This is a genomic window from Rhizobium sp. G21 (assembly GCF_014158035.1).
Classification (GTDB): domain Bacteria; phylum Pseudomonadota; class Alphaproteobacteria; order Rhizobiales; family Rhizobiaceae; genus Rhizobium_E.
In genome coordinates this window covers 3,772,613-3,795,689 of sequence record NZ_JACFXW010000001.1, presented here as the reverse complement: position 1 = coordinate 3,795,689, position 23,077 = coordinate 3,772,613, and the positions used below count along the sequence as shown (strand labels likewise).

At 63.2% G+C, this 23,077-nt stretch carries 23 protein-coding genes and 3 pseudogenes; 13 read left to right on the top strand and 13 right to left on the bottom strand.

Annotated features, from left to right (window positions below):
- Positions 1-153: 153 nt before the first annotated feature.
- Both H2O14_RS28965 and H2O14_RS27710 read right to left on the bottom strand, forming a co-directional pair.
- On the bottom strand, positions 154-321 hold the full coding sequence (locus H2O14_RS28965; RefSeq protein WP_409526930.1) for a hypothetical protein: 168 nt from the start codon (positions 319-321) through the stop codon (positions 154-156).
- Entirely contained in the window at positions 318-692 is a 375-nt protein-coding gene (locus H2O14_RS27710; protein ID WP_246697701.1) for a hypothetical protein, read from the bottom strand. The genes H2O14_RS28965 and H2O14_RS27710 overlap by 4 nt, the downstream gene beginning before the upstream one ends.
- 87 nt (positions 693-779) lie before the next feature.
- Between H2O14_RS27710 and H2O14_RS18900 the strand changes: the two genes are divergently transcribed.
- Both H2O14_RS18900 and H2O14_RS18895 read left to right on the top strand, forming a co-directional pair.
- Positions 780-2,003 (top strand): lipopolysaccharide biosynthesis protein, encoded by a 1,224-nt coding sequence (locus H2O14_RS18900; protein ID WP_182828870.1) that lies wholly within the window; start codon positions 780-782, stop codon positions 2,001-2,003.
- A gap of 103 nt (positions 2,004-2,106) precedes the next feature.
- Positions 2,107-3,418 (top strand): annotated as a pseudogene (locus tag H2O14_RS18895) (UDP-glucose dehydrogenase family protein).
- A gap of 73 nt (positions 3,419-3,491) precedes the next feature.
- Here the strand turns inward: H2O14_RS18895 and H2O14_RS18890 are convergent.
- Complete coding sequence (locus H2O14_RS18890) at positions 3,492-4,502, bottom strand: NAD-dependent epimerase (protein WP_182828869.1); 1,011 nt, start codon at positions 4,500-4,502, stop codon at positions 3,492-3,494.
- A 307-nt stretch (positions 4,503-4,809) separates the two neighbouring features.
- Here H2O14_RS18890 and H2O14_RS18885 point away from each other — a divergent pair, with 307 nt between their 5' ends.
- Both H2O14_RS18885 and H2O14_RS18880 read left to right on the top strand, forming a co-directional pair.
- The gene (locus tag H2O14_RS18885) at positions 4,810-5,289 is read left to right on the top strand and encodes a hypothetical protein (protein ID WP_182828868.1); all 480 of its coding nucleotides are present in this window, start codon (positions 4,810-4,812) and stop codon (positions 5,287-5,289) included.
- Between the two features lie 26 nt (positions 5,290-5,315).
- Positions 5,316-7,049 (top strand): hypothetical protein, encoded by a 1,734-nt coding sequence (locus H2O14_RS18880; RefSeq protein WP_182828867.1) that lies wholly within the window; start codon positions 5,316-5,318, stop codon positions 7,047-7,049.
- A gap of 2 nt (positions 7,050-7,051) precedes the next feature.
- Here the strand turns inward: H2O14_RS18880 and H2O14_RS18875 are convergent, their stop codons facing one another.
- Positions 7,052-7,288 carry a DUF982 domain-containing protein gene (locus tag H2O14_RS18875; RefSeq protein ID WP_182828866.1) on the bottom strand — a complete coding sequence of 79 codons (237 nt, stop codon included), beginning with the start codon at positions 7,286-7,288 and terminating at the stop codon, positions 7,052-7,054.
- A gap of 247 nt (positions 7,289-7,535) precedes the next feature.
- Between H2O14_RS18875 and H2O14_RS18870 the strand changes: the two genes are divergently transcribed.
- A complete protein-coding gene (locus H2O14_RS18870; RefSeq protein ID WP_182828865.1) occupies positions 7,536-7,754 on the top strand; it encodes a hypothetical protein in 219 nt (72 codons plus the stop codon).
- A 55-nt stretch (positions 7,755-7,809) separates the two neighbouring features.
- Here the strand turns inward: H2O14_RS18870 and tdh are convergent, their stop codons facing one another.
- The 3 genes and pseudogenes from tdh to H2O14_RS18855 form a co-directional block, all read right to left on the bottom strand.
- Complete coding sequence (gene tdh, locus H2O14_RS18865; protein ID WP_182828864.1) at positions 7,810-8,847, bottom strand: L-threonine 3-dehydrogenase; 1,038 nt, start codon at positions 8,845-8,847, stop codon at positions 7,810-7,812.
- A 206-nt stretch (positions 8,848-9,053) separates the two neighbouring features.
- A pseudogene (locus H2O14_RS18860) lies at positions 9,054-10,242 on the bottom strand (glycine C-acetyltransferase).
- Between the two features lie 148 nt (positions 10,243-10,390).
- Positions 10,391-11,626, bottom strand: coding sequence for an FAD-binding oxidoreductase (locus tag H2O14_RS18855; protein WP_182828863.1), 1,236 nt, complete (start codon positions 11,624-11,626; stop codon positions 10,391-10,393).
- A 216-nt stretch (positions 11,627-11,842) separates the two neighbouring features.
- Here H2O14_RS18855 and H2O14_RS18850 point away from each other — a divergent pair, with 216 nt between their 5' ends.
- Both H2O14_RS18850 and H2O14_RS18845 read left to right on the top strand, forming a co-directional pair.
- A complete protein-coding gene (locus tag H2O14_RS18850; RefSeq protein ID WP_182828862.1) occupies positions 11,843-12,862 on the top strand; it encodes a calcium-binding protein in 1,020 nt (339 codons plus the stop codon).
- 18 nt (positions 12,863-12,880) lie between these two features.
- Positions 12,881-13,603 carry a calcium-binding protein gene (locus H2O14_RS18845; RefSeq protein WP_182828861.1) on the top strand — a complete coding sequence of 241 codons (723 nt, stop codon included), beginning with the start codon at positions 12,881-12,883 and terminating at the stop codon, positions 13,601-13,603.
- A 79-nt stretch (positions 13,604-13,682) separates the two neighbouring features.
- Here the strand turns inward: H2O14_RS18845 and H2O14_RS18840 are convergent.
- A pseudogene (locus H2O14_RS18840) lies at positions 13,683-15,049 on the bottom strand (FAD-dependent oxidoreductase).
- A 372-nt stretch (positions 15,050-15,421) separates the two neighbouring features.
- Between H2O14_RS18840 and H2O14_RS18835 the strand changes: the two are divergent.
- The 3 genes from H2O14_RS18835 to H2O14_RS18825 all read left to right on the top strand — a co-directional run bounded on the left by H2O14_RS18835 (position 15,422) and on the right by H2O14_RS18825 (position 16,423).
- Positions 15,422-15,631, top strand: a complete 210-nt coding sequence (locus tag H2O14_RS18835; RefSeq protein WP_137155839.1) for a cold-shock protein — start codon at positions 15,422-15,424, stop codon at positions 15,629-15,631.
- Positions 15,632-15,783: 152 nt separating this feature from the next.
- Positions 15,784-15,987, top strand: coding sequence for a hypothetical protein (locus H2O14_RS18830; protein WP_182828860.1), 204 nt, complete (start codon positions 15,784-15,786; stop codon positions 15,985-15,987).
- A 55-nt stretch (positions 15,988-16,042) separates the two neighbouring features.
- Positions 16,043-16,423, top strand: coding sequence for a DUF6481 family protein (locus H2O14_RS18825; RefSeq protein ID WP_182828859.1), 381 nt, complete (start codon positions 16,043-16,045; stop codon positions 16,421-16,423).
- Between the two features lie 50 nt (positions 16,424-16,473).
- Here H2O14_RS18825 and H2O14_RS18820 read toward each other — a convergent pair whose 3' ends face one another.
- From H2O14_RS18820 to dnaG, 3 genes are read right to left on the bottom strand one after another with little or no spacing between them, the layout of a single operon-like run.
- The gene (locus tag H2O14_RS18820) at positions 16,474-16,623 is read right to left on the bottom strand and encodes a hypothetical protein (protein ID WP_182829477.1); all 150 of its coding nucleotides are present in this window, start codon (positions 16,621-16,623) and stop codon (positions 16,474-16,476) included.
- Positions 16,553-16,891 carry a type II toxin-antitoxin system RelE/ParE family toxin gene (locus H2O14_RS29510; RefSeq protein WP_182828858.1) on the bottom strand — a complete coding sequence of 113 codons (339 nt, stop codon included), beginning with the start codon at positions 16,889-16,891 and terminating at the stop codon, positions 16,553-16,555. Before H2O14_RS29510 ends, H2O14_RS18820 begins: the two co-directional genes overlap by 71 nt.
- Positions 16,891-18,870, bottom strand: a complete 1,980-nt coding sequence (gene dnaG / locus H2O14_RS18810; protein ID WP_182828857.1) for a DNA primase — start codon at positions 18,868-18,870, stop codon at positions 16,891-16,893. The genes H2O14_RS29510 and dnaG overlap by 1 nt, the downstream gene beginning before the upstream one ends.
- A 161-nt stretch (positions 18,871-19,031) precedes the next feature.
- Between dnaG and H2O14_RS18805 the strand changes: the two genes are divergently transcribed.
- Positions 19,032-19,322 (top strand): BrnT family toxin, encoded by a 291-nt coding sequence (locus H2O14_RS18805; RefSeq protein WP_182828856.1) that lies wholly within the window; start codon positions 19,032-19,034, stop codon positions 19,320-19,322.
- Between the two features lie 63 nt (positions 19,323-19,385).
- The gene (locus H2O14_RS18800) at positions 19,386-19,631 is read left to right on the top strand and encodes a BrnA antitoxin family protein (RefSeq protein ID WP_246697443.1); all 246 of its coding nucleotides are present in this window, start codon (positions 19,386-19,388) and stop codon (positions 19,629-19,631) included.
- Positions 19,632-19,652: 21 nt separating this feature from the next.
- Here H2O14_RS18800 and H2O14_RS18795 read toward each other — a convergent pair whose 3' ends face one another.
- Positions 19,653-20,102, bottom strand: coding sequence for a GatB/YqeY domain-containing protein (locus H2O14_RS18795; RefSeq protein WP_182828855.1), 450 nt, complete (start codon positions 20,100-20,102; stop codon positions 19,653-19,655).
- A gap of 251 nt (positions 20,103-20,353) precedes the next feature.
- Between H2O14_RS18795 and carA the strand changes: the two genes are divergently transcribed.
- Positions 20,354-21,550, top strand: a complete 1,197-nt coding sequence (gene carA / locus H2O14_RS18790) for a glutamine-hydrolyzing carbamoyl-phosphate synthase small subunit (protein ID WP_182828854.1) — start codon at positions 20,354-20,356, stop codon at positions 21,548-21,550.
- A gap of 78 nt (positions 21,551-21,628) precedes the next feature.
- On the opposite strand, the gene H2O14_RS18785 is transcribed toward carA, so the two are convergent.
- Positions 21,629-23,026, bottom strand: a complete 1,398-nt coding sequence (locus H2O14_RS18785; protein ID WP_182828853.1) for an MATE family efflux transporter — start codon at positions 23,024-23,026, stop codon at positions 21,629-21,631.
- Positions 23,027-23,077 lie beyond the last annotated feature (51 nt).

Genomic DNA, 23,077 nt, shown 5'->3' with positions numbered 1-23,077 from the left:
GGCCATCCGCGCCGAGGCCGGTCAGCGCATGGCGGCGTGGCGGCGAGGCGCGCCCGAGCGAGAGGGAAAGTAGCGATGCGAGTGTCATGTTGCGGTCTCCAGTTTCGACCGCATCAGTGTAAGAGCGCCCATGAGAAGGGGGATGAAATCGGCTCAGCCGACATTTTCGGGCAGGATGCGCGCCGGGTTGCCGACCGCCGTCGCGCCTGAGGGAATGTCGATCAGCACCACCGCATTGGCGCCGATGACTGCGCCCTCGCCGACAAGCACGCCGCCGAGCACGACGGCGCCCGCCGAGATCACCACGCTGTCGCCGATCACCGGCGCCGCCGTCTCCCCGGCCGTCTGCTTCCGAGCGTCACATTCTGCAGGATGGTGACGCCTCGACCGATGCGGCAGGCCCCGATGACGACGCCGTGCGGATGCGGCAGATAGAGCCCGCCGCCGATCTCCGCCTCGATGGCGATATCGGAGCCGAAGGCGTAAACCGACCAAAGCCAGACGAGCCGCCGCAGGGGACGCCCGATCACCGGAACCGGCCCCACCGCCTCCTGCATCCGGCGCAGCAGCGCGCAGGCGAAGCCCGGCCGGCTGAGCGTTCGGAGCCAGCCCGTATGACCCGAGCCGCCTGCGCCCCGCCGCGCTCTGTCGTAATCCGCGCGAATTCTGTTCCAGACGCCGTCCTTTTCCATTCTTTCCCCCGGACCCCGCTTCCACTTTGCGTCGTCTTTGCTAGCCTGTCCACAACCGGATTTGGGGGAGACCATGGGAGCGGCGGCGTGGACAGCGAGGTGATGACAGGCGCCTTCGCCTTCGTCTTGCGCGGAGTGGCGCTCGCTTTGCGTTTCCTCTTGCCGCTCGCGCTCATCCGGCTTCTGGGCCTGGAGGCGGCTGGAGTTTTCGCGCTGGTCACCGCGACGGCGGCGATCGCGCCGGCGGCGCTGGGCTGGGGGCTCAACAACCTGCTGACGCGGGGCCTCGTTCTGCATCGGCGCCGCGCGCCGCGGCTGATCGCCACCCGGCTCGCAGTCACCGCAGTCTCGGTCGGCGCGGCGGCGGCGGCTGCGCTTGCGATCGTTTTCACGACCACACCGATCCCCACCCTGCCGGTCGCGCCGGCGCTGGCCATCGTCGCCCTGGAAACGCTGGCGCTCGACGTCCACGTCATCCTCATCGCTCTTGGTCGCGCCAGACGCGCCAATCTCATGCTGTTTATCCGCTCTGCAGGCTGGATTCCGTTCTTCCTCATCGCCGCGTCACGGTTTGACGCCGTGTGTTCTCTCGATGCGACGATCTTGTTCTGGATCGTCGGCCATGTCGTTGCGTTGGCGACGCTCGCGCCATCGATCGCGAAGACATCGTGGCGGGCAATCGGCGTCGACTTCGGCTGGCTGAGGAGCGGCCTGCGAAGTTCGAGCTTCATCTACGCCGCGGACCTCGGCTTGGTAGGTCAACTCTATGCCGATCGTTTTTTGGTGGCCGCCATGCTCGGCCTCGAAGCGATAGGGATCTACAGTGTTTGCGCCGCTATCGCCCAGTCCCTGCAGATTCTCGTATCCTCGGCCGTCATTCAGCCGGCCCTGCCGCGCCTGATCGCTTCGGCCCGGGACCGCGAATGCTCTGAGGCGCTTCTCAAGCCGCTCTGCCATCGTCTGGCTTGGGTGTTCGTTGCGGCTCTGTCAGCGCTCGTTCTCGCCTGTCTCGTCATTGCGGACATCCACTCCATCGAAACATCCGGCGCGGCGGCCGTTTCACTGTGCTTGCTGTCGTTCGCCGCCGGCGCGCGCAGCCTGTCGGACGGCTTGAACGTCGTTCTCATCGGACAGGAACGCCACCGCATCTATGCCGGCCTGTCTCTCCTCGGCGCAACGCTGTCGATCGCGCTTTCGATCCTGCTGCTGCCGATTTTGGGATTGACGGGCTCGGGCCTCGCGGCGCTCGCCGCTGCCGTAACGACGGCGCTGATGCGCTCGAAGTCCATCAAGAACCGATCGGATCCGTGAAGATGTCATTGTCCTGAAAACTGCGGCGCGATAGAAGACCATCCAGCACAACAAGACTCGCGATCCCGATGTCGATCGCCATAGAGACGGACTGGAGAACTATATGCGCATCGTCATGATCGGGTCGGGCTATGTCGGTCTCGTCTCCGGCGCCTGCCTGGCGGATTTCGGCACCACGTTACCTGCGTCGACAAGTCGGAAGCTAAGATTGACGCGCTGAAGGCTGGGAAATCGCCGATTTTCGAACCCGGCCTCGAAGCGTTGATCGCCAACAATGCCGCAGCCGGCAGGCTCGATTTCACTCTCGACCTCGCCACCGCCGTCGCGGAGGCAGACGTCGTCTTCATCGCGGTCGGCACGCCCTCGCGCCGCGGCGACGGCCATGCGGATCTGAGCTATGTCTATGCCGCCGCGCGCGAAATCGCAGCCGCCGTCACCGGCTTCACCGTCATCGTGACCAAGTCCACCGTGCCCGTCGGCACCGGCGACGAAGTCGAACGCATCTTCCGCGAAGAATTCCCGGACAAGGATGTGGCCGTCGTCTCCAACCCCGAATTCCTGCGCGAAGGCGCCGCTATCTCCGACTTCAAGCGTCCCGACCGGATCGTCGTCGGCGCGGAAGACCCGCGCGCCATGGACGCCATGCGTGAAGTCTACCGCCCGCTCTATCTCAACGAAGCGCCGTTGTTCTTCTGCGAGCGCCGCACCTCGGAATTGATCAAATACGCCGCCAACGCCTTCCTGGCGATGAAGATCACCTTCATCAACGAGATCGCCGATCTCTGCGAGACCATCGGCGCCGACGTGCAGAAGGTCGCCAAGGGCATAGGCATGGACAAGCGCATCGGCGACAAGTTCCTGCATGCCGGCCCTGGTTACGGCGGCTCCTGCTTCCCGAAAGACACGCTGGCGCTGGTCAAGACCGCCCAGGATTACGATAGCCCCGTCAGGCTGATCGAGACCACCGTCGCCATCAACGACAACCGCAAGCGCGCCATGGGCCGCAAGGTCATCGCCGCCTGCGACGGCTCGGTGCGCGGCAAGAAGATCGCCATTCTCGGCCTCACCTTCAAGCCCAATACCGACGACATGCGCGACGCCCCTCCATCGCCATAATCCAGGCGCTGCAGGACGCCGGAGCGCAGGTGCACGCCTTCGACCCCGAAGGCATGGAAGCGGCCAAGCCGATGCTCGGCGACGTGACCTATGGTAAGGACCCTTACGAGATCGCCGACGGCGCCGACGCCGTGGTGCTGGTCACCGAATGGGACGCTTTCCGCGCGCTCGACTTCCGCAAGCTCAAGGCGACCATGGCCGGCGATGTGGTGGTGGATCTACGCAACGTCTACAATGCCGCGGAGCTCGCCAAGAGCGGGTTCCGCTACACGGCGATCGGCAAGGCGAAGAAGGGCTGAAGAGTCCTGTCTCGACCGACAAAAAGCCGCTGGGTCGCCCCGGCGGCTTTTTATTTCGACATTCAGCAGCGTTTCACCGCGCATAGTGCTCGGTGAACCACTCCACGAACCGCCTTACCCCCTCTTCCAGCTCGATTTCCGGCTTGAAGCCGGTCAGCGCCATCAAAAGATCAGGAGCGGCATAGGTGCGGGGCACGTCGCCCTGCTGCATCGGCAGCATGTTGCGGATCGCGGGCGTCGAGAGCGCCGCCTCCACCGTTTCGACGAAACGCATGAGGTCCACCGGCTGGCCGCCGCCGATATTGACGACGCGGAACGGCGCCTGCGGGGACAGGGTGTCGGCGACGCCGTCGACCGTGACGCGGTTGTCCTCGGCGGGGGCCACGGTCGTCAGCCTGACGATGCCTTCGATGAGGTCGTCGATATAGGTGAAATCGCGGCTCATCCGGCCTTCGCCATAGATGTCGATCGGCTGGCCCTTGCGGATGGCGTCGACGAATTTGAACAGCGCCATATCAGGCCTGCCCCAGGGTCCGTATACGGTGAAGAAGCGGAAGGCGGTGGTGGGGATCTTGTGGAGATGCGCATAGGAATGCGCCATCAACTCCATGCTCTTCTTGGTCGCCGCATAGATCGTCATCGGCTCGTCGGCCCGGTCCGCTTCAGCGAAGGGTATCTTTTCGTTCGATCCATAGACCGACGAGGTCGACGCCATCATCAGGTGTTTGGGCGACAATTCGCGCGCCAGTTCCAGCACGTTGAACGAGCCGGTGAGGTTGCTGTCGACGTAGGAGCGCGGATTTTCGAGGCTGTAGCGGACGCCGGCCTGAGCGGCGAGATGGATAATGATTTCCGGCTCGGCGATCTCTGCGGCGCGGTCGAGCGCCGCCTTGTCTTCCAGCATGCCGATCACGGGCGTAAAGCCGTTGGAGCGCGCCAGGATCGCATGCCGCTGCTCTTTCAGGGAGACATCGTAATACGGCGTCATGCCATCGAAGCCGACGACGAAATGACCTTCATCCAACAACCGCTTAGAAAGATGGAAGCCGATGAAGCCGGCTGTCCCCGTGATCAGATAACGCATTCGAAATCCTTCTCGAAATGGCGAGCCATCTCTGCGCGAACGGCGCGGCGATGTCAAAGCCGGGCGAAGACGGCGGCAGAGATTTCCCGGTCATGCACATCATTTATGTCTTCTGTGACAAGGCGGCGTCATTCGCGCCTAACGCGCGATTTCATTTAGACGCCGAGAGCTCTTGCCGTTTTTGCAAATCCATCGTTAACTACGACCTCTCGTTGTGCGCATCGACCCCATTCAGCTCATTCTTCGTTTTGCAACCGTTGCTTCAGCTCGGCCTCGGCGCCGAAGCGACAGTCGAGGTTCGCCGATCATGCAGCAGGCAGACCATCCATCGCATACCCCTGCCGCGTTGGAACGCGACGACGCCGCCGATCCGCTCGCACGGCTCTGGCTCGTCTGTCGCCGCCAATTCCGGCTTGTGGCAACTATCCTCGTCGTAAGCCTCGTTGCCTGGGCGAGCTATCTCGCCCTGGCGACGTCTACCTATCAGTCGAGCGCCGGCATCCACATCCTCGCCGAAGAGCCGGACTACTGGCGGAAGCCGGTCGGCGCCGATCCAGCGGCGACGTTCGACGAAAACCTCGCAAGCCAGATGGAGCTGATCAAGTCGGGCGAAACCCTGAGGCGGCTGGTCGTCGACGGCGGTCTGCTGACGCAGCCGGATTTCACACCGAGGACCTCGCGCGTCAGCGTCCTCATGCGCTGGTTCAATGGTTGCGTGCGGCGCTCGGGCGAGACAGGACGGCGGATCCGGTCACCGAAGCCCTCGCCCTGCTGGAGACCAGGTTGACGGTGAGGCGGCTGGGGGACTCGTCGGTGCTGTCGATCACATATTCCGCCCGAAGTCCCGAGGCCGCGGCGGCGATGACGGGACAGGTGGTGAAAGCCTATTTCGACGCTCGCCGCCGCACTCAAGCGGAAGCAGCAAGGCGAGCCGTCGGTTGGCTGTCGGGCAAGGTTGAGGAGCTTCACCGGCTTTCTCTGGCCGCGGACGACGCGGTCGAAGCCTTCCGCCGGCGACATGGCCTGCTCGCCAGCAACGGCCGGCTGATCGGCGATCAGCGCCTCATCAGCATGACGGAACAGCTGGTGCTCGCCCAGGCCGAGCTCGGACAGGCGGACGCCCGCAACAGGAAACTCGAAGCCATCCTCACCGGCGGCGACCTGGACGCCGCCGTCGCCCAGAGCCTGGCGAGCCCGCTGGTCAATGAACTCCGTCAGCAATATCTCGAAGCCAGCAGACGCGGCGCCGATCTCGCGGCGAAATACGGCGCCGAGCATCAGCAGACGCGGCGGCTGAAGGGGGAAGCGGAGGAGTATCGTCGCCAGATGTTCGAGGAGTTATCGCGCATCGCCGCCGCCTATCGCTCGGAAGCGGAGATGACGCGGGCCCGTGTCGAGGCGCTTATGGCCGATATCGGCAGAGCCGGCGCCGAGAAGTCGGATCTCGACGCCGTGCAGGTGACGTTGCGCGATCTCGAAAGCCGGGCCGACAACGCCCGCCGCCTCTATATCGACCATCTCGCCCGGCTGGATACTGCGCGGCAGGAGGTGAGCCTGCCGGAAATCGCCGCGGCGGTGATTTCGCCGCCGACGCTGCCGACGCAGCCGTCTTCGCCGCGAAAAGCTCTTTCGCTCTTCATCGCCACGAGTCTCGGCCTGGCGCTGGCGCTCGCTGCGGCCATCCTTCGGGATTTTTCGGATCGATCGCTTCGCAGGCCCGACCGGCTGCGGCGCCTCGTCGACGCGCCCGTGCTCGGCCTGATTCCCCTGATAGAACGGCCGCCGCTGTTTCATCCCGATTTTTCGGCCTTTCCCATCTGCCGCCCGGATGCGATCCGAATGGCCGACATGCTCGACCGCCACGCCATAGACAATCCCCGGTCCCGCATGACGGACGCGATCCGGAAAACCCTGTCGCATGTCACAGCCGCCGACCGGGAGAAATCCACCGTGGTCATCGGCGTCGTGTCCTGCGGCGCCGGAGAGGGCAAGACGACCATTGCGGCGAATCTGGCAAGCCTGAACGCCATGAGAGGAAAGCGGACATTGTTGGTGGATGCGGATCGCGTCAATCCCGAAGCGTCCCGTCGTCTCGCCGGACATGTGTTGGTAGAGGAGCCGAAGCAAGGCCCGGGTCGCGCGGCGTTCTTGCCGGTGCTGAGTCATCCCTCCGCGCCGCTGGCGCTTCTCGCCTGTCCCGAGCCGCCGCGCGCCGAAGGCGGCCCTTTGCCGGACCTCGACCCGGCCTCGGAGATCGAGAAGGCGAGAGACGACTTCGAGCTGATCGTGATCGACCTGCCGCCGCTTGCCGCCGGCCACTCCGCGGAAGAAGCCGCACGCTCGGCCGATGGCATTCTGTTGGTGGTGGACTGGGGTCGCGTAAACGAAGCAACGCTCTCCGAAGCGCTGCGCGGCGCGCCCCTGATCGCGGCGAAAATCACCGGAGCTTTGTTCAACAGGGTGCAGTATGACCGGCTGGCGCTTTATCTCGACGGTGGCGCGAAGTCCGCGGCCTCCGTCGGGATGAGCGGCTATTTCTCGCCCTGAAATCAGGCGAAGGGGATGGCGGCGTCGAGATGGGCGGCGACGAAGGCCTCGCGCGCCTTGCCGGCCTTCTCGGGCGCGGCGAGGGCGGAGCGGCAGATGTCGCGGGCGTGGCTGTAGAAGCGGCCTTTGCCGCCCTGCCAGTTTTCGAGACAGTCGAGCGCCTGGGAAGGACCGGCCACCACGCGATAGCCGCGTCCCGTGGCGACCTTGACCGGTTTTGTCCAGAGAATGTCGGTCATCGGAACCTCCTGATCGAAACACAGCAAAGCTCCGCTGACGACGGAGACTTTCGGCTTCAACAACGATGTCGGAAGGATTGAGTTCCGCGCGGCGATGAGCCCGCGATCACGGCGGGCCCGAACGGCCCGGCAGGCGTCGGGCGGTCAGTTGCAGAGCGTCAGCGTGCAAGCGCTCGCTTCGCGGGTGGAGAGTTCCAAAGCGGAGGCGCCGAAGGTGGTGGCGACGAGGGCGAACAGGATGAAATAGATGATCTTCATGGTAGGCGGCTTTCAACGGACGGCTTGGTTTGCGGCGACGCGCGCCGCGCTGTGTTCTGTGGCGCTGATGACGGACGCGCATGTCGAAAATGTGACGAGCCCGAGCAGCAAAAAGGCGAACAGCTTCAACATGGTTAACACCTCGTTAATCGATCGTGACGAGAGCGTTTTTGCCACGATCGGAGGAGGCGCGCTGTCACCTGGGTGACAGGAAAAAGGCCGGCGCGACGGCCGGCCTTTTCGGTCGCATCCGGAAGCGTCGGTTACGCCCAGTCCATCACCACCTTGCCGGAGTTACCCGAGCGCATGGCCTCGAAGCCGTCGCGGAACTCATCGATCTTGATGCGGTGGGTGATGATCTGGCCGAGATCGAGCCCGCCCTGCACGAAGGCGATCATCTTGTACCAGGTCTCGAACATCTCCCGGCCATAGATGCCCTTGAGCGTCAGCATCTTGAAGATGACCTTGTTCCAGTCGATGCCGAAGCCTTCGGGGGCGATGCCGAGAATGGCGATCTTGCCGCCATTGTTCATCGTGTCAATCATCGAGCGGAAGGCGGGCGGGGCGCCCGACATTTCCAGGCCGACATCGAAACCTTCCTTCATGCCGATCTCGCGCATGACCTCCTTGAGGTCCTGGCTGGAAGCGTCGACGACGTAATCGATCCCGCATTTCTGCGCGAGTTCGAGCCGGACGGGGTTGATGTCGGTGATCACGACCTTGCGCGCGCCGGAGCGCTTGGCGACCATCGCGCCCATGATGCCGATCGGCCCTGCCCCGGTGACCAGCACGTCCTCGCCGACGAGATCGAAGGACAAAGCGGTGTGCACGGCGTTGCCGAACGGGTCGAAGATTGCGGCCACTTCATCGGGCACGTCGTCCGGGATCGGCACGACATTGTATTCGGGAATGCAGACATATTCGCCGAACGAGCCGGGCCGGTTGACGCCGACGCCCAGCGTGTTGCGGCAGAGATGGCCGCGGCCGGCGCGACAATTGCGGCATTTGCCGCAGACGATATGCCCCTCGCCCGACACCCGCTCGCCGACCTTGTATTTGGTGACCGACGAACCGATCTCGGCGATCTCGCCGACGAATTCATGCCCCACCACCATCGGCACCGGAATGGTCTTCTGCGCCCACTGGTCCCAGTTCCAGATATGCACGTCGGTGCCACAGATCGCAGATTTCTTCACCCGGATCAGCACGTCGTTCGGGCCCGGCTCGGGCACCGGGACATGCTCCATCCACAGGCCCATCTCGGGCTTGGCCTTCACCAGTGCGCGCATCATGTTGGACATTGGTTTTTCCTCATATTGTTGTCTCACGCGAGAGCCCCTCCCGGCCTGCCGGCCACCCTCCCCACAAGGGGGAGGGAAGCATGTGGCGCCCGTTCATTTCCACCGCTCGCTGTTGGTGGAGTGGGCAGGAGCAACCCCGAGTCTCCCTCCCCCCCTGTGGGGAGGGTGGCCGGCAGGCCGGGAGGGGACACTCCCTGTCGCACCCTTCAAATCACCCCAAGCTCCCTGCCCACTTCGGCGAACACCGAAATCGCCTTCTCGACATCGGCGCGGCTATGCGCCGCCGACATCTGGGTGCGGATGCGGGCCTGGCCGCGCGGCACCACACGGAAAAGCGAAGCCGACGACATAGACGCCCTTCTCCAGCATGCGCGCCGCCATCTCCTGCGCCAGCGTCGCCTCGCCCAGCATCACCGGAATGATCGGATGCCCCTCGCCCGCGAGCGTAAAGCCGAGCTTGGTCATCTCCGAGCGGAACAGCGCGGCATTGTCATAGAGTCGCGCACGAAGAGAATCGCCGCCTTCGATGATGTCGAAGACTTTCAGCGAAGCAGCCGCAATCACCGGCGCGAGCGTGTTGGAAAACAGATAGGGACGCGACCGCTGGCGCAGCCAATCCACCATCTCGGCCTTGCCCGACGTATAGCCGCCGGACGCGCCGCCCAGCGCCTTGCCGAGCGTGCCGGTGATGATGTCCACTCGGCCCTCGACGCCGCAATGTTCGGCGGAGCCGCGACCATGCTTGCCCACGAAACCGACGGCGTGGCTGTCGTCCACCATCACCATCGCGCCGTATCGTTCGGCGAGGTCGCAGACGCCGCCGAGATTGGCGATGATGCCGTCCATCGAGAAGACGCCGTCGGTGGCGATCAGCTTGAAGCGGCTGCCCTCGGCCTTCTTCAGCTCTTCTTCCAGCGCCGCCATGTCGTTGTTGGCGTAGCGGAAGCGCTTGGCCTTGGAGAGGCGGACGCCGTCTATGATCGAGGCGTGGTTCAGCGCATCGGAGATAATCGCATCCTCTTCGCTCAGCAGCGTTTCGAACAGTCCGCCATTGGCGTCGAAGCAGGAGGAGTAGAGGATCGTGTCTTCCAGGCCGAGGAAGCGCGAAATCCGCGCTTCCAGCTGCTTGTGCTCCTCCTGCGTGCCGCAGATGAAGCGCACCGAGGCCATGCCGTATCCATAGCGGTCGAGCGCCTGCTTGGCGGAGGCCGTGATCTCGTCATTGTCGGCGAGGCCGAGATAATTATTGGCGCAGAAGTTGAGCACATGCGCGCCGGAGGCGACTTCGATTTGGCCCGATTGCTTGGAGGTGATCACCCGCTCGGCCTTGTAGAGACCTGAGGTCTTCAACCCGTCGAGCTCGGTTCTGAGATGGTCGAGAAAGGCCGTCGTCATGCTTGTATCTCCGCGCTGCAACCGATGCAGCGGTGATAGCATGCTTCATCGCGGCGCACAGCGGAGGGCGCGGCGAAATCGCGCCGCAGACGAGACAGGGCCTTTCCCCTGCGCGACGCGGATCAAACGCCGCGTCAACGCAGAGGGATCAGCGGTCGGCGCGGAACGGCGCCGAATCGACGGGGAGCGTGCTCCCTTCGATCATCGCGCCGAGCAGCTGCGCCGAGGCCGGACCGAGCGTGAAGCCCTGATGGCCATGGCCGAAATTGAGCCAGAGATTGCGATGCTTAGGCGCCGGCCCGATGACCGGCAGCATGTCCGGCATGCAGGGCCGCGTGCCGGACCAGGGCGTGTCCTCGACGCGAGTCCCGAGCGCCATCAATTCGCCCGCCGCTTTCTCCGCCCGCTCCAGCTGGCGATAGACAGGCGGCTTGCCCGGCAGCGTCAGATGCGCGCCGGTGGTGATGCGCGTGCCGGCCTGCATGGGGGCGAGCACATAGCCGTTTTCGGTGTCCATGGTGGTGTGGCCGAGCGGGTGCGGCGAGGCGTAATGGGCGTGATAGCCGCGCTTCAGCACCATCGGGAAATTCAACCCCAGCGGCTTCAGCGCGCCACCGGCCCAGACGCCGAGCGCGATCACCACATGCCGCGCATTGAGAAGGCCCGCGCCGGTGCGCACCAGCCATTCCTCACCCGACACGCTCTGGCGCAGCTCTTCCACCGACGCCTCGACGAACGTCCCGCCCTCGCGCTCGAACAGCGCCGCATAGGCCGAGACGAGATCGCCGGGGCTCGCCACCGTCCACGGCTCCATCCAGTGAATGGAGCCGGCGCCGGCAGCCGTCAACCCCGGCTCCTCGGCGAGCGTCTCTTCAGCCGTCAACGCGCGAAATTTCGTGCCGAAGGCGGCGCGGATGTCCTCGGCCTTGCGCAGCCCTTCCTCGAATTTCGCCTGCGATCGATAAAGCGTGCGATAGCCGGAGCGCTGGATGAAATTGTCGGCGCCGGCCCGGCGGATGAGCTGATCATGCGTGCCGGCGGCCTGGGCGATCAGGCTGGCGTAGGATGTCGAGATGGCGCGATGGCGGCCCTTTTCGGAATGCCACCAATAGCGCAAGAGCGGCCCGAGATGACCGGGCAATTCGCGCATCGCATAGACCACGTCGTTGCTGCGTCCTATTGCGATATCGAACAATTCCCGGACGCCGCGCGGCATGGCGTAGGGCTCGACCGATTCCGACTGGATGATGCCGGCATTGCCGAAACTCGTCTCGCGCCCCGGCGGCCGACGATCGACCAGCGTCACCTTGTAGCCGCGATCCTGAAGGTCGAGCGCAGTGGCCACACCCACCATGCCCGCGCCGAGTACGATTGCCGTTTTCATGCTGAATCACCTGTGAATGACGAGGCGCAAAAAACGCCATTCGGCTGGGGAGGTCAATGACAACAGACAAACAGAACAATACACACAATCACAACCTAATATAATGCAATCATTATTTTTATACCATTGCTTGCACAACGCAGCAAATCACCTTACCTCTCGGCTCACGACATTTGTGACAACAGGGGGCTGAAATTGGTGCAAAGAGTGGGAACGTTGGGCGATGACGAGAGCATCATCGGTTCAAATCTCGATGACCGGATGGCAGGCCTGAGCGGTCGGGATATGCTCGACGCGAAAGATGGGGACGATCTTCTCAGCGGCGGTTCGGGGCGAGATGTTCTTTATGGCGGCAACGGCTCCGACACGATCCTCGGCGATGCCGGCAACGATGTCATATATGGCGAAGAATCGAGCGAGACATTCCGGCTGAAAGCGTCCCAAACACATGACGACTGGATTTCAGCTGGTTCCGGCAATGACCGCGTCTACGGCGGAACCGGCAGTGACACCCTGTTCGGCCGCATCGGCGACGACGTGATCCGGGGAGAAGACGACGACGACAAACTCTATGGCGGTAATGGCGATGACCAACTGCTGGGCGGCGTCGGCAGCGACACAATCTATGGCGATAGCGGACGCGACGAACTGCGGGGCAGTGAGGGCGCCGACATGGCGCTGGGCGGCCTCGGTCGGGATACGCTCATGGGCGGAGACGGCAATGACAGCCTCTATGGCGACGCCGGAAATGACGTGATCTATGGCGATGCCGACAATGACTATCTCGATGGAGGCGACGGCGACGACACGCTCTACGGCGGCGACGGGAAAAACACACTGATTGGCGAGACGGGAGACGACAGGCTGATTGGCGGTTCCCAGAATGACTTTTTCAACGACATTCTCGGCGACAACAGATTTACCGATGTCGGCGGCGGCAATGATCGTTTCGTCTTCGGCCAGACGAGCGACACCACAATCCTCGATCTCAGCGGTTCCGACTTGCTCGCATTCTACGACGTGGCCGCCTCCGAGACCAAGTTTACGCGGTCAGGGGACAACCTGATCATCAGCTTTGACAATACAGACTACACGGCTGACATCCTGCGTTTCTTCGATGGCGGTTACATCGAGAAGTCCAGCATTTTCTTCGACGGCACACGCAAAACCGTCTCGAACGACGATCTCCTCGATCTCGCCAACAACAAATCCATCGAAGCCGCCGATCTCTGGTGAGCCGAGAAAGAGAGCGACATGACCAACAAAATTTCCAAATATTTCACGACCGCCACCGACGAACTGTTCGACAAGATCTCGACGGACAGCAATGCAGCCCAAAGCTATACCGTGTCGGGACGTTTCGATTGGCGGCTGTCCGCCGCCGGCGGCAATGATGTCGTGACCGTGGCCATCGGCAAGGCCAATTCCGTCAGCATCTTCGCGCTCGATCTCGGCGCGGGGAGCGACACGCTGTATGGCGGCCGCGAGCATGACTATGTCCTGGCCGGCAAGGGCGACGACACGTTGCTTTCAGGCGGCGGCGGCGACAAGCTCTATGGACAGGCGGGCGACGATCTCCTCGCCGGCGGCGAGGGCCGCAACCTGTTGAATGGGGGAAAGGGCGATGACGCCTATCTCGCCAGCGGCAACGACACCATCATCGACAATGGCGGCGACAATCTGATCACCGTCGCCAATGACGCCACCGTCAAAATCGAACTCACGAAGGGAGCGGACGCCACCCTTGTGTTCAACACGGATATCGATGACCTCGACTTCATGAACTATGAAGGCGATCTGATCATAACGACAGATAGTTTTCCGTCAATCGATGACAATGGAGACATCATTGCAGCAAAAGGCGAGACCCAGGTCCAGATAAAGATTTCTTCACCGAAGGCGCTCAACCGGTCACGGTGCTCTCCGATGGAAAACACACATATACTGGGCCGATCTCTTTCGATGAAGGCTCGATAGTAACTGGCGCCGATATCTGGTAAGTTGGCTCCACCGGCGCGGCCTCGCCCGCCGCGCCGTCTTCAGCATCCCGTCGCTCTCACTGAACCCGCACGCCCTGCCGCGTCAGCTCCGCCTGCACCGCACCGATATCCACCGCATCCACATCCCGCCCGCTCTTGACCGCGAGCGCGGCCGCGACGCCCGCGCCCTGGCCCGCCACCGCGCAGCAGGCCATGTTGCGGGTGGCGGCGTGCGCGATACGGTCGCCGCCGATGGCGCGGCCGGCGACCAGCAGGTTCTTCACCCCTTGGGCAGCATGGCGCGATAGGGAATATGCATATAGCGGCCTGTCGTTGGCAGGATCAGCACGCCATAGCCGTCGATGAATTCGGGATAGATGCCGATCGTGTCCTCGAACCGCGCCTCATGGCGCACGTCGCCTTCGGTCATGTTGTAGACCGCATCGATCTTGCGCGTGTCGCGGATGCCGATCGTCATGCCGAAATTCCTGAGCCGCGCGCCGGCGCAGCCGGGCGTGTAGCGCTTCAGCGCCTCGATCGCCAGCATCGCCTGCTTGCGGCCTTCGATCTCGAATTTTGTCATCGAATCCGGATCGGTGCCGTCGCAACCGGCCAGATGGACGAGGTTCATGTAAGTGAGCTCGCCCGTGTCATGCGCCACGCCCCAGGTGCCGGCGATGGTGTTGAGATGGCGCGGAATGACGCCGTCCTTGATGGCCTGGGCGAAGGGCTTGGCGAGGAAGGGCGAGAACATCTGGTCTTCCTTGCCCAAGGTCTCGATCTGCCATTCGCCTGTCGACCAGTCGCCATAGGTCTGCGGATCGGCCTTGACGCCCGCCATGAAGGCGCGCTTGTCGACGCCGGCGAGATGGAACATCACCGAGGCCGCCTGCATCTCCTCGACCGGCGTCTTGCGGGTCACAGCCCCTGCCCGCTCGGCGATGTCGGCGTCGCCCGTGGCGTCGATCACCACTTTACCGAGGATCGCCTCGCGGCCCGCCTTGGATTCCGTGACCACGCCGATGATCCGGTCGCCGTCCATGATCGGGGCGACGAATTGCCGGTGCAGCATGCCGCGCACGCCGGCTTCTTCCACCAGCGCGTCCGCCACCAGCTTGAAACCTTCGGAATCCAGTTCATAGGACAGCGACTGGCTTTCGGGATAGGCCGCGCCCATGGCTTTCGCCCGCTCCTCGAACTCCCAGCCGATGCCGCCGGCCTCCACGGTCTGCTCATGGCGATACCAGGCGAAACCCTCGACGCCGACAGTGGTGATATTGCCGCCGAAACAGCCGAAGCGTTCGACCAGCGCCACCTCGACGCCGGTTCGCGCCGCAGCCAATGCCGCCGACAATCCGCCGGGGCCGGAGCCGATCACCAGCACGTCGGTCCTGTGAATCACCTCGATCTCGCGGGCGGGTTCGGTAATATAGGCGGCGGTCATGGCGGTCTCCTCGTCATCAATCCGCTCAGGCTAGAGGGCGCGGACGACATCCGATAGGCTGAAAGCGACATGGGCGCGGCGGCCCGCGACCAACCGGCGCTGCGCGCGGTGATGGACTTCCCCGGGTCCGGATCGCTCGAACCGGGACCCTATGCGGGCAAAAGGGCAGCAAAAAGTAGAAGAGATCGGCTTTCCGAAAAACTAATGGTTGACGCCGCGAGCATAGCGGCCTATATGAAGATCACGATATTTGCTGCTAGACTTTGTTTTCGCGCTTACGCGCCGTCGACGAACTCCCCTCAAAAATCGATCACCAAATCCGTTGCGCGATTTTCGCGCCACGGCAATGCAATTGCTAAGAAAGGGTTCGTCATGACCACTGGCACAGTAAAATGGTTCAACGCCACCAAGGGCTTCGGCTTCATTCAGCCTGACGACGGCAGCCAGGACGTTTTCGTCCACATCTCCGCCGTCGAGCGCGCCGGCCTGGGCTCCATCGTCGAAGGCCAGAAGCTTTCGTTCGAGCTCGAGCGTGACCGCAAGTCGGGCAAGATGTCCGCGGGCCAGCTTCGCGCTGCCTGATGAATTTCGGTGAAGCGATGACCACGGATGTACTGGCATCGCAACGCTGACCTCGAAAGCCAGGCCTCGCCTGGCTTTTTTGTTTTCCGCGACAGTCGTCGCGAACCGCCGTCCGCGGCGCAACCGGGATATCATCCCGCAAGGACACTCTCTTGAGCGATCTCAGCAAGCCACGCCAGAAGGCCGAACAAGCCTTCCTCAAGACGCAGTCCCAATCGCTCGCCCGCAACCGACTTCTCACGGAAAACGAGGGAATCGAGGCTGCGCGCAACGAGAAGACCAATCGCCTGCGCGAAATGCGCAAGGCCAAGGAAGCCGCCGACCTCGCCGCCTCGCGGCCCGAAGGCGACCTCTGACCTCAAGCCGCGGCGACTGCCCGCGGCGCCACGACGATTAGAAACGGAACAGAGTTTGAAACACCAGAAGAACCAGGATCTGAACGACCGCCGCAACGGCGCAGCCGCCGCACGCAAGGCGCTGCTCGACAATTACCGCACGGCCCGCGAAACCGGCGCAGCCGCGCTGGCGGAAAAGCTCGCCGAGCGCGAAGCCATCGCCGCCGCCCGCGACGAGCGCCGCGCAGAACGCGACCGCGTCAAGGCCGAAGAGCGTGACCGCGAGCGTCTCGCCGAAGAGGCCCGCCTCGCTGAAATCGCCGCCGCAGCGCGGCAGGAAACCGAAGCCCGCGAAGCGGCCGAAAAAGAACGTATTGCCCGCGTGGTCGGCGACGAAGCCAGCCGCAAGGCCGAGCGCGACCGCCGATACGCCGCCCGCAAGGCGCGCCAGAAGTAATAGTCGCCAAAATGGAACTTCCTTACGCCGCGATCTTCGCGGCGTTTTTATTATAGCGGCTTTAAGAAACGCTCGGTCGCCTCTTTCGTGCCGAGACAATCGACGACATTCCAGGCGCTTGAATCGCCGTCATGCTCCTTCTCGACCATCTCGCGCCAGCCTTCTTGCGGTTTCGATCTCGCGGTGACGGCAGCCTTCATCGACGCCGCAGAGCAGCAAGATAATCTCACGACTTCCATGTACAAGATACATGCGGTAGCCGGGGCCGTGGTCGACACGGATTTCATAGAGGCACGATCCCAAAGCCCTTGCATCTCCAGCACGACCCAAAGCAAGGCGTAAGATACGCACGGTTATGCGCGACTTCGCATCGCGGAGGCGGTCAAACCAATCGGAGTAAGTTCTGGTCTTGGTGATATTCGCACGAAGAACATGTAGCGAGAAGCGGCAACAACCGCGATCTCGCATCAGTGCCCCGTCGCCGGTCCCTTGACCCGTCCCGACATCACGCCGAAGCCGTCGATCAGCGCCTCCTGGCTTTCCAGCCGAAGCGATTCCAGCTGGTTTTCCTTGAGGGCCGAGAGCAATTGTTCGACCTCCTGCTCCGCGCCACGCTCGATCGCGTCGCCGATTTCCCGTTCGAGTTCGCGGCGATAGCGGATCAGGGCGCGGGCGCGGGTATGGAGCGCATGCGCCTGGCGATAGCCCTCGCGCGCATCCTCGATGGCCGCCTGTTCGGTGGCGATCCAGACGCGGGCATAGCGGATCTGCTGTTCGAGCGAGGCGAGCAGGCTCTCGAAGCCCTGCACTTCCAGCGCCGTCATCAGGTCTTCTCGCGTGAGCCCGGGACCGCTGGCCGCGGCCACCGACATCACCGCCTGCCAGAAACGTTGCATGTCCCGGTTCTCGAATTCGAGATGGGCGATTTCGTCGTAATCTTCGAAGAACAGACCGGGATGATTGACGATGGTCATCGCCAGCACGCTTTCCCGCAGCGAAGGCAGAGCCCGGAAGCCGGAAACGAGACCCGACTTCGCCAACCGGTCGGACACCGGCGCTTGCCGCGACGGGCTGTTGTTCTGCTGCTGCGGGCCGCCTCGCCCGCCTCCCTGGCCGCGCTTGAAATTGGCGCGCGCCTGCCCCTGCGGCGACGACGCCGAGAAGAAGGCGTAGAGCCGGTCGCGCATGTCCTGCTGATAATGACGGCGAACGCTTTCATCGGCGATGACCTGCGTCACGGTCTTCAGTCGCGCTTCGAGTTCGGCCCGCTTTTCCGGCGTGTCGAAGCTAGCGCCGGTGGTTTCGCGCAGCCAGACCATTTCGGCGAGCGGACGCGATTCCGCGATGACCTTGTCGAAGGGCGTCCGCCCCTCGGTCTTGACGAGATCGTCGGGGTCCTTGCCGTCGGGCAGAAGCGCGATTTTTAGGGATTGGCCGGGTTTCAGATGCGGCAGAGCGAGATCGACGGCGCGCGAGGCGGCCCGCAGGCCGGCGCCGTCGCCATCGAAGCAGAGCACCGGCACCGACGTCATCTTCCATAAGAGATCGAGCTGGTTCTCGGTCAGCGCCGTGCCGAGCGGCGCCACGGCATTGTCGACGCCCGCCTGGGCCAGCGCGATGACGTCCATATAGCCTTCCACCGCAATCACCGTACCGGCGCCATCGGCTCCCTGCACGGCGCGGCGGGCGCGGGCGTGGTTGAACAGCACCTGCCCCTTGGAAAACAGCTCCGTCTCGTTGGAATTGAGATATTTGGCCGGCGCATCCGGCGACAGGGCGCGTCCGCCGAAGGCGATCACCTTTTCCCTGACAGACAGTATGGGGAACATGATGCGGTCGCGGAACCGGTCATAGGACACCGGAATATCGGGACCATGAACGACCAGGCCGCAGGCCTCGATCTGCTCGCGATCGACGCCCTTGCCGGCCAGGAACTCCTTGAGCGCATTGCGGCTGTCGAGCGAATAGCCCAACCGGAAGGTCTCGATCGTCCGGCCCGTCAGCCCGCGGTCGCGAAGATAGGCGCGCGCCTTGGCGCCGGCTGAGGTCTGCAGCTGATCCTGAAAGAACTGCGTGGCCAGCTCCATCACGTCGAACAGATTGTGTCGCTCGCGCTCGCGCCGCGCCATTTCCGGATCGGGCGCCGGCATGGCGACGCCGGCGATGTCGGCGATCGACTGCACCGCGTCCTGGAAGCTCACGCCGTCGAGCTCCATCAGGAAACGAAAATGATCGCCCGACACACCGCAACCGAAACAGTGATAGCGCCCCTTGCGGTCCTCGCAGTGAAAGCTCGGCGACTTCTCGCCATGAAACGGGCAGCAGGCCCAGTAATCGCCACGGCCGGTATTGGTCTTCTTCCTGTCCCAGGTCACGCGCCGACCGATCACGTCCGAGATCGGAACGCGGTCGCGCAGTTCATCGAGGAAGGAGTTGGAAAAACGCATGCTGGGCTCTGGTCCTTGTCAGGTTGATATAGGCGTGAGAAGCTTCAAACGCCAAGGTTTTCGAGCGCGGCGCCCGCAATTCACATCCATTGACAATTTTGACACTGTATATACATTTGTCATGACGATGTGCGGCTAGCCCAAAATGGAATGTCGTCGCCATGATCGTTGAAATCACAGAATTCACCGAGTTCGATTGGGACGAAGACAAACGTGTCGCAAACATTAAAAAGCATGGCATTGATTTCGAGGACGCAGTCTTCGCCATGGCGGAGCGACGCCACGAATACCAGTTAGTGCGCAACGGCGAGAGCAGAACGGTTGCTATCTGCCCTCAAAACAACAGACTAATCGCCGTTGTATATGTCATGCGCGGCAAAATGATCCGGATAATATCAGTGCGGCTGGCGCGAGCAAATGAGCGAAGAAAATATTACGAGAGTTACAATTGAAGAGTTGAGAGCGAAGCGCGCGCGCGCGAGAAGAGCCGCACCGACTGGGCGCGCGTCGATGCCTTGACCGATGAAGAAATCACCGAAGCCATGCGCACCGATCCCGATTGGGCAGAGTTCATGGATGTCGACTGGTCCAAGGCGACGATCGTTTATCCGGTCAAGAAGGCCGCCATCTCGATCCGCTTGGACAATGATGTGATTACTTACTTCAAAAAGGGCGGCAAGGGCTACCAAGGCCGCATCAACGCCGTGTTGCGCCATTTCATGCAGGAGCAACTCAAGAAGGACGAGGACAAGGCGGGCTGAGCCCGCCTCGCCGCATCGGAGTTACCCCAGCTGCGCCTTGATCTGCCCCGAAGCCTTGGCGAAGTCCATCTGGCCGGGGAAGCGTTCTTTCAGCAAAGCCATGACCTTGCCCATGTCCTTGATGCTGGCCGCGCCGGTTTCCGCGATCGCCGCCTTGATGGCCTCGGTCACCTCGTCGTCGGAGAGCTGCTTGGGCATGAAGCCGGTGATGATGGCGATTTCCTCGCGCTCCTTGGCGGCGAGTTCGGGGCGGCCGCCTTCGTCATAGACCTTGGCGGATTCCTCGCGCTGCTTGACGAGCTTGGAGAGAAGCTGGGCGATGTCGCCGTCGGTCACCGTCGCGTCCGGCTTCGTGCGGTTGGCGATTTCGAGATCCTTGATCGCCGATTGCACCATGCGGATCGTGTTGACGCGCGTGGTTTCCTTGCTCTTCATCGCCTCTTTGAGGGCGGCCATCAGTTTTTCGCGCATGGCGGATTCTCCTTAACAATTGAAGCCGCTTATGACGCCTTGAGGCACAAAAAGCAACGCGAGGGCTCATCCTGTTGAAATAACTGACTAAATATTTGACGGGAAAACCGGCGCAAGCATTGACCGCAATGGCCCTCCTCACTATTTTCCGCCAAACACCATGACAAGGGGAAAGCGCGGCAACACGGGGATCAAACCGTGCGCCTTTTTCTGCGAGCACGAGGCAGGCCCGCCTGCCGGAACGGAGCACCATGAGCACGCCTGGCTGGACCACCGAAAAACCCACCGCCCTTCTCGTTCTTGCCGATGGCACCGTCATCGAAGGCAAGGGGATCGGCGCAACGGGCCGAACCCAGGCGGAAGTCTGCTTCAATACGGCGCTGACCGGCTACCAGGAGATCCTGACCGACCCCTCCTATCTCGGCCAGATCGTCACCTTCACCTTCCCGCATATCGGCAATATCGGCGCCAATGACGAAGACATCGAAGACCTGACGCCGGCGGCGCGGCGCGGCGCAGTCGGCGTCATCTTCAAGGCCGACATCACCGATCCCTCGAACTACCGCTCCGCCAAGCATCTCGACGCCTGGCTGAAGGCCCGCGGCGTCGTCGGCATGGCCGGTATCGACACCCGCGCGCTGACCGCCTGGATCCGCGAGCATGGCGCGCCGAACGCCGTGATCGCCCATGATCCCAACGGAGAGTTCGACATCGAGGCTTTGAAGGCCGAAGCCCGCGCCTGGAGCGGCCTCGAAGGCCTCGACCTCGCCAAGGAGGCCACCTCCGGCCAATCCTCGCAATGGTCGGAAAAGCCCTGGGTCTGGAACGAAGGCTATTCCGAACTCGACGCCGCCCAGCATCACGTCGTCTGCCTCGATTTCGGCGTCAAGCGCAACATTCTTCGCCTCTTCGCCGGCCTCGACTGCAAGGTGACGGTCCTGCCGGCCACGGCCACCGCCGAAGACGTGTTGGCTCAGAAGCCTGACGGTGTATTCCTGTCCAACGGCCCGGGCGACCCGGCCGCCACCGGCGAATATGCCGTGCCCGTCATCCGCGACCTCATCGACACCGGTATTCCGATGTTCGGCATCTGCCTGGGACACCAGATGCTCGGCCTCGCCGTCGGCGGCAAGACCGAGAAGATGCATCAGGGCCACCACGGCGCCAACCATCCGGTCAAGGATCACACCACCGGCAAGGTCGAGATCGTCTCGATGAACCATGGCTTCGCCGTCGACGCCAAGTCGCTGCCGGAAAATGTGGAGGAAACGCATGTGTCGCTGTTCGACGGCACCAATTGCGGCCTGCGCATCAAGGGCAAGCCGGTCTTCTCGGTGCAGCATCACCCGGAAGCCTCGCCCGGCCCGCAGGACAGCCACTATCTCTTCCGCCGCTTCGTCAATCTCATTCATGAGAAGAAGGGTGAACCGGCGCTCGCCGAACGCTGAGGCGAATTTCGGTATCGAATGAAAAACGCCGCGTCGGTTCATCCCGGCGCGGCGCTTTCGTTTCATTGACCTCGGGCGTCAGACGGCGCGTGACATCCGTCTCACCATCATTGCGTAGCGACCGAGCAGCAGGATGGAGGCCGCGACGAGGCCGACCAGAAAGCCGATCCAGACGCCGACGCCGCCCATGCCCGCCGGAAACGCCAGCACGTAAGCCAAGAGAAAGCCGATCGGCCAGTAGGAGATCAAGGCCAGCCACATCGGCGCCCGGGTGTCCTTGACCCCGCGAAGCAAGCCGGCCGCGATCGCCTGCAGGCCATCGGCCATCTGGAACAGGCCGGCGATCACGACGAGACTGGTCGCGTAAGCGAGAACCGCTGCGGCTTCGGGCTTTCCGGCGTCGAGATAGAGCGAGGCGAGCTCGCGCGGAAAGAAGAAGAACAACAGTCCGCCGACCGCCGCGAACACCGCCGACAGGCCGACCACCACCCAGGAGGCCCGCGTCAGCGCCAGATGATCGCCCGCGCCGACCGCCAGGCCGACGCGCACGGTGGCCGCCTGCGACAGGCCGAGCGGGATCATGAAGGCGACCGACGCCCATTGCAGCGCAATTCCATGCGCGGCGAGTTCGACCGTGCCGATCCAGCCCATCAAGAGCGACGCGCCGGTGAACAGACTGACTTCGGCGAGGATGGTGAAGCTGATCGGCAGCCCGAGATGGAAGACCTCCCACAGCATGCGCCAGTCCGGCCGCCAGAAGCGGACGAACAATTCATAAGCGCGCAGATCGGGCCGCCATTGGATATAGGCGATGGTGAGGATCAGGCCGAGGATATTGGCCGACAGCGCCACCGCCGACGCCCCGAACATGCCCAGCGCCGGCAGGCCGAAATGGCCGAGCACCAGACCATAGGCGAAGAAGGCGTTGAAGATCAGAATGACAATGGTGACGTAGAGAATGATTCCGGCATGGCCGACCGCGCTCAGGAAAGAGCGCAGCACCATGAAGAACAGCGCCGGCAGCACGCCCCATCCAGCCACCAGCAGATAATCGCCGGCCAGTTTGGCGATATGCAGATTCTGCCCCGCCCAGATCAGCGCCGTCTCCGCATGCAGGATCGCCGGCACCACCACCACGCCATAGGCGATGGCGGTCCACAGACCCATGCGCACCGAGCGGCGCAGCGCCACGCCGTCGCCGCGGGCGAAAGCCTGTGCCGCGAGCGGCACGACCGCGACGGAGAAGCCGGTGCCGAAGATGAAAAGCGTGAAGTAGAACTGCCCCGCCAGAACGATCGCCGCGAGTTCTTCGGTGCCGAGGCGCCCGATGACGAAGACGTCGGTCACGTGAATGCCGAGCTGGGCGAGCTGGGCGCCGACCAGCGGCACGCCGAGCATCACCGTGGCGCGGATATGGCCGAGCCAGCTGTTGTTGCCGAAATCCGTCTGCGGCCCGCGTTGGATCGCCTGTTCCATGATCATCTCCTTGACGCGTCGCTAGCTAACGGAAAATGGTCCGGCAGGCCA

Excerpts from the sequence above, each read along its gene's own strand:
- H2O14_RS27710 (WP_246697701.1), bottom strand. The coding sequence starts at position 692 with ATGGAAAAGGACGGCGTCTGGAACAGAATTCGCGCGGATTACGACAGA.
- H2O14_RS18890 (WP_182828869.1), bottom strand. The coding sequence starts at position 4,502 with ATGCGTTATCTGATCACGGGGACAGCCGGCTTCATCGGCTTCCATCTT.
- H2O14_RS18885 (WP_182828868.1), top strand. The coding sequence starts at position 4,810 with ATGCAGCAGGCAGACCATCCATCGCATACCCCTGCCGCGTTGGAACGC.
- H2O14_RS18875 (WP_182828866.1), bottom strand. The coding sequence starts at position 7,288 with ATGACCGACATTCTCTGGACAAAACCGGTCAAGGTCGCCACGGGACGC.
- H2O14_RS18870 (WP_182828865.1), top strand. The coding sequence starts at position 7,536 with ATGATCTTCATGGTAGGCGGCTTTCAACGGACGGCTTGGTTTGCGGCG.
- tdh (WP_182828864.1), bottom strand. The coding sequence starts at position 8,847 with ATGTCCAACATGATGCGCGCACTGGTGAAGGCCAAGCCCGAGATGGGC.
- H2O14_RS18855 (WP_182828863.1), bottom strand. The coding sequence starts at position 11,626 with ATGAAAACGGCAATCGTACTCGGCGCGGGCATGGTGGGTGTGGCCACT.
- H2O14_RS18845 (WP_182828861.1), top strand. The coding sequence starts at position 12,881 with ATGACCAACAAAATTTCCAAATATTTCACGACCGCCACCGACGAACTG.
- H2O14_RS18835 (WP_137155839.1), top strand. The coding sequence starts at position 15,422 with ATGACCACTGGCACAGTAAAATGGTTCAACGCCACCAAGGGCTTCGGC.
- H2O14_RS18820 (WP_182829477.1), bottom strand. The coding sequence starts at position 16,623 with ATGAAGGCTGCCGTCACCGCGAGATCGAAACCGCAAGAAGGCTGGCGC.
- H2O14_RS29510 (WP_182828858.1), bottom strand. The coding sequence starts at position 16,891 with ATGCGAGATCGCGGTTGTTGCCGCTTCTCGCTACATGTTCTTCGTGCG.
- dnaG (WP_182828857.1), bottom strand. The coding sequence starts at position 18,870 with ATGCGTTTTTCCAACTCCTTCCTCGATGAACTGCGCGACCGCGTTCCG.
- H2O14_RS18805 (WP_182828856.1), top strand. The coding sequence starts at position 19,032 with ATGATCGTTGAAATCACAGAATTCACCGAGTTCGATTGGGACGAAGAC.
- H2O14_RS18795 (WP_182828855.1), bottom strand. The coding sequence starts at position 20,102 with ATGCGCGAAAAACTGATGGCCGCCCTCAAAGAGGCGATGAAGAGCAAG.
- carA (WP_182828854.1), top strand. The coding sequence starts at position 20,354 with ATGAGCACGCCTGGCTGGACCACCGAAAAACCCACCGCCCTTCTCGTT.
- H2O14_RS18785 (WP_182828853.1), bottom strand. The coding sequence starts at position 23,026 with ATGGAACAGGCGATCCAACGCGGGCCGCAGACGGATTTCGGCAACAAC.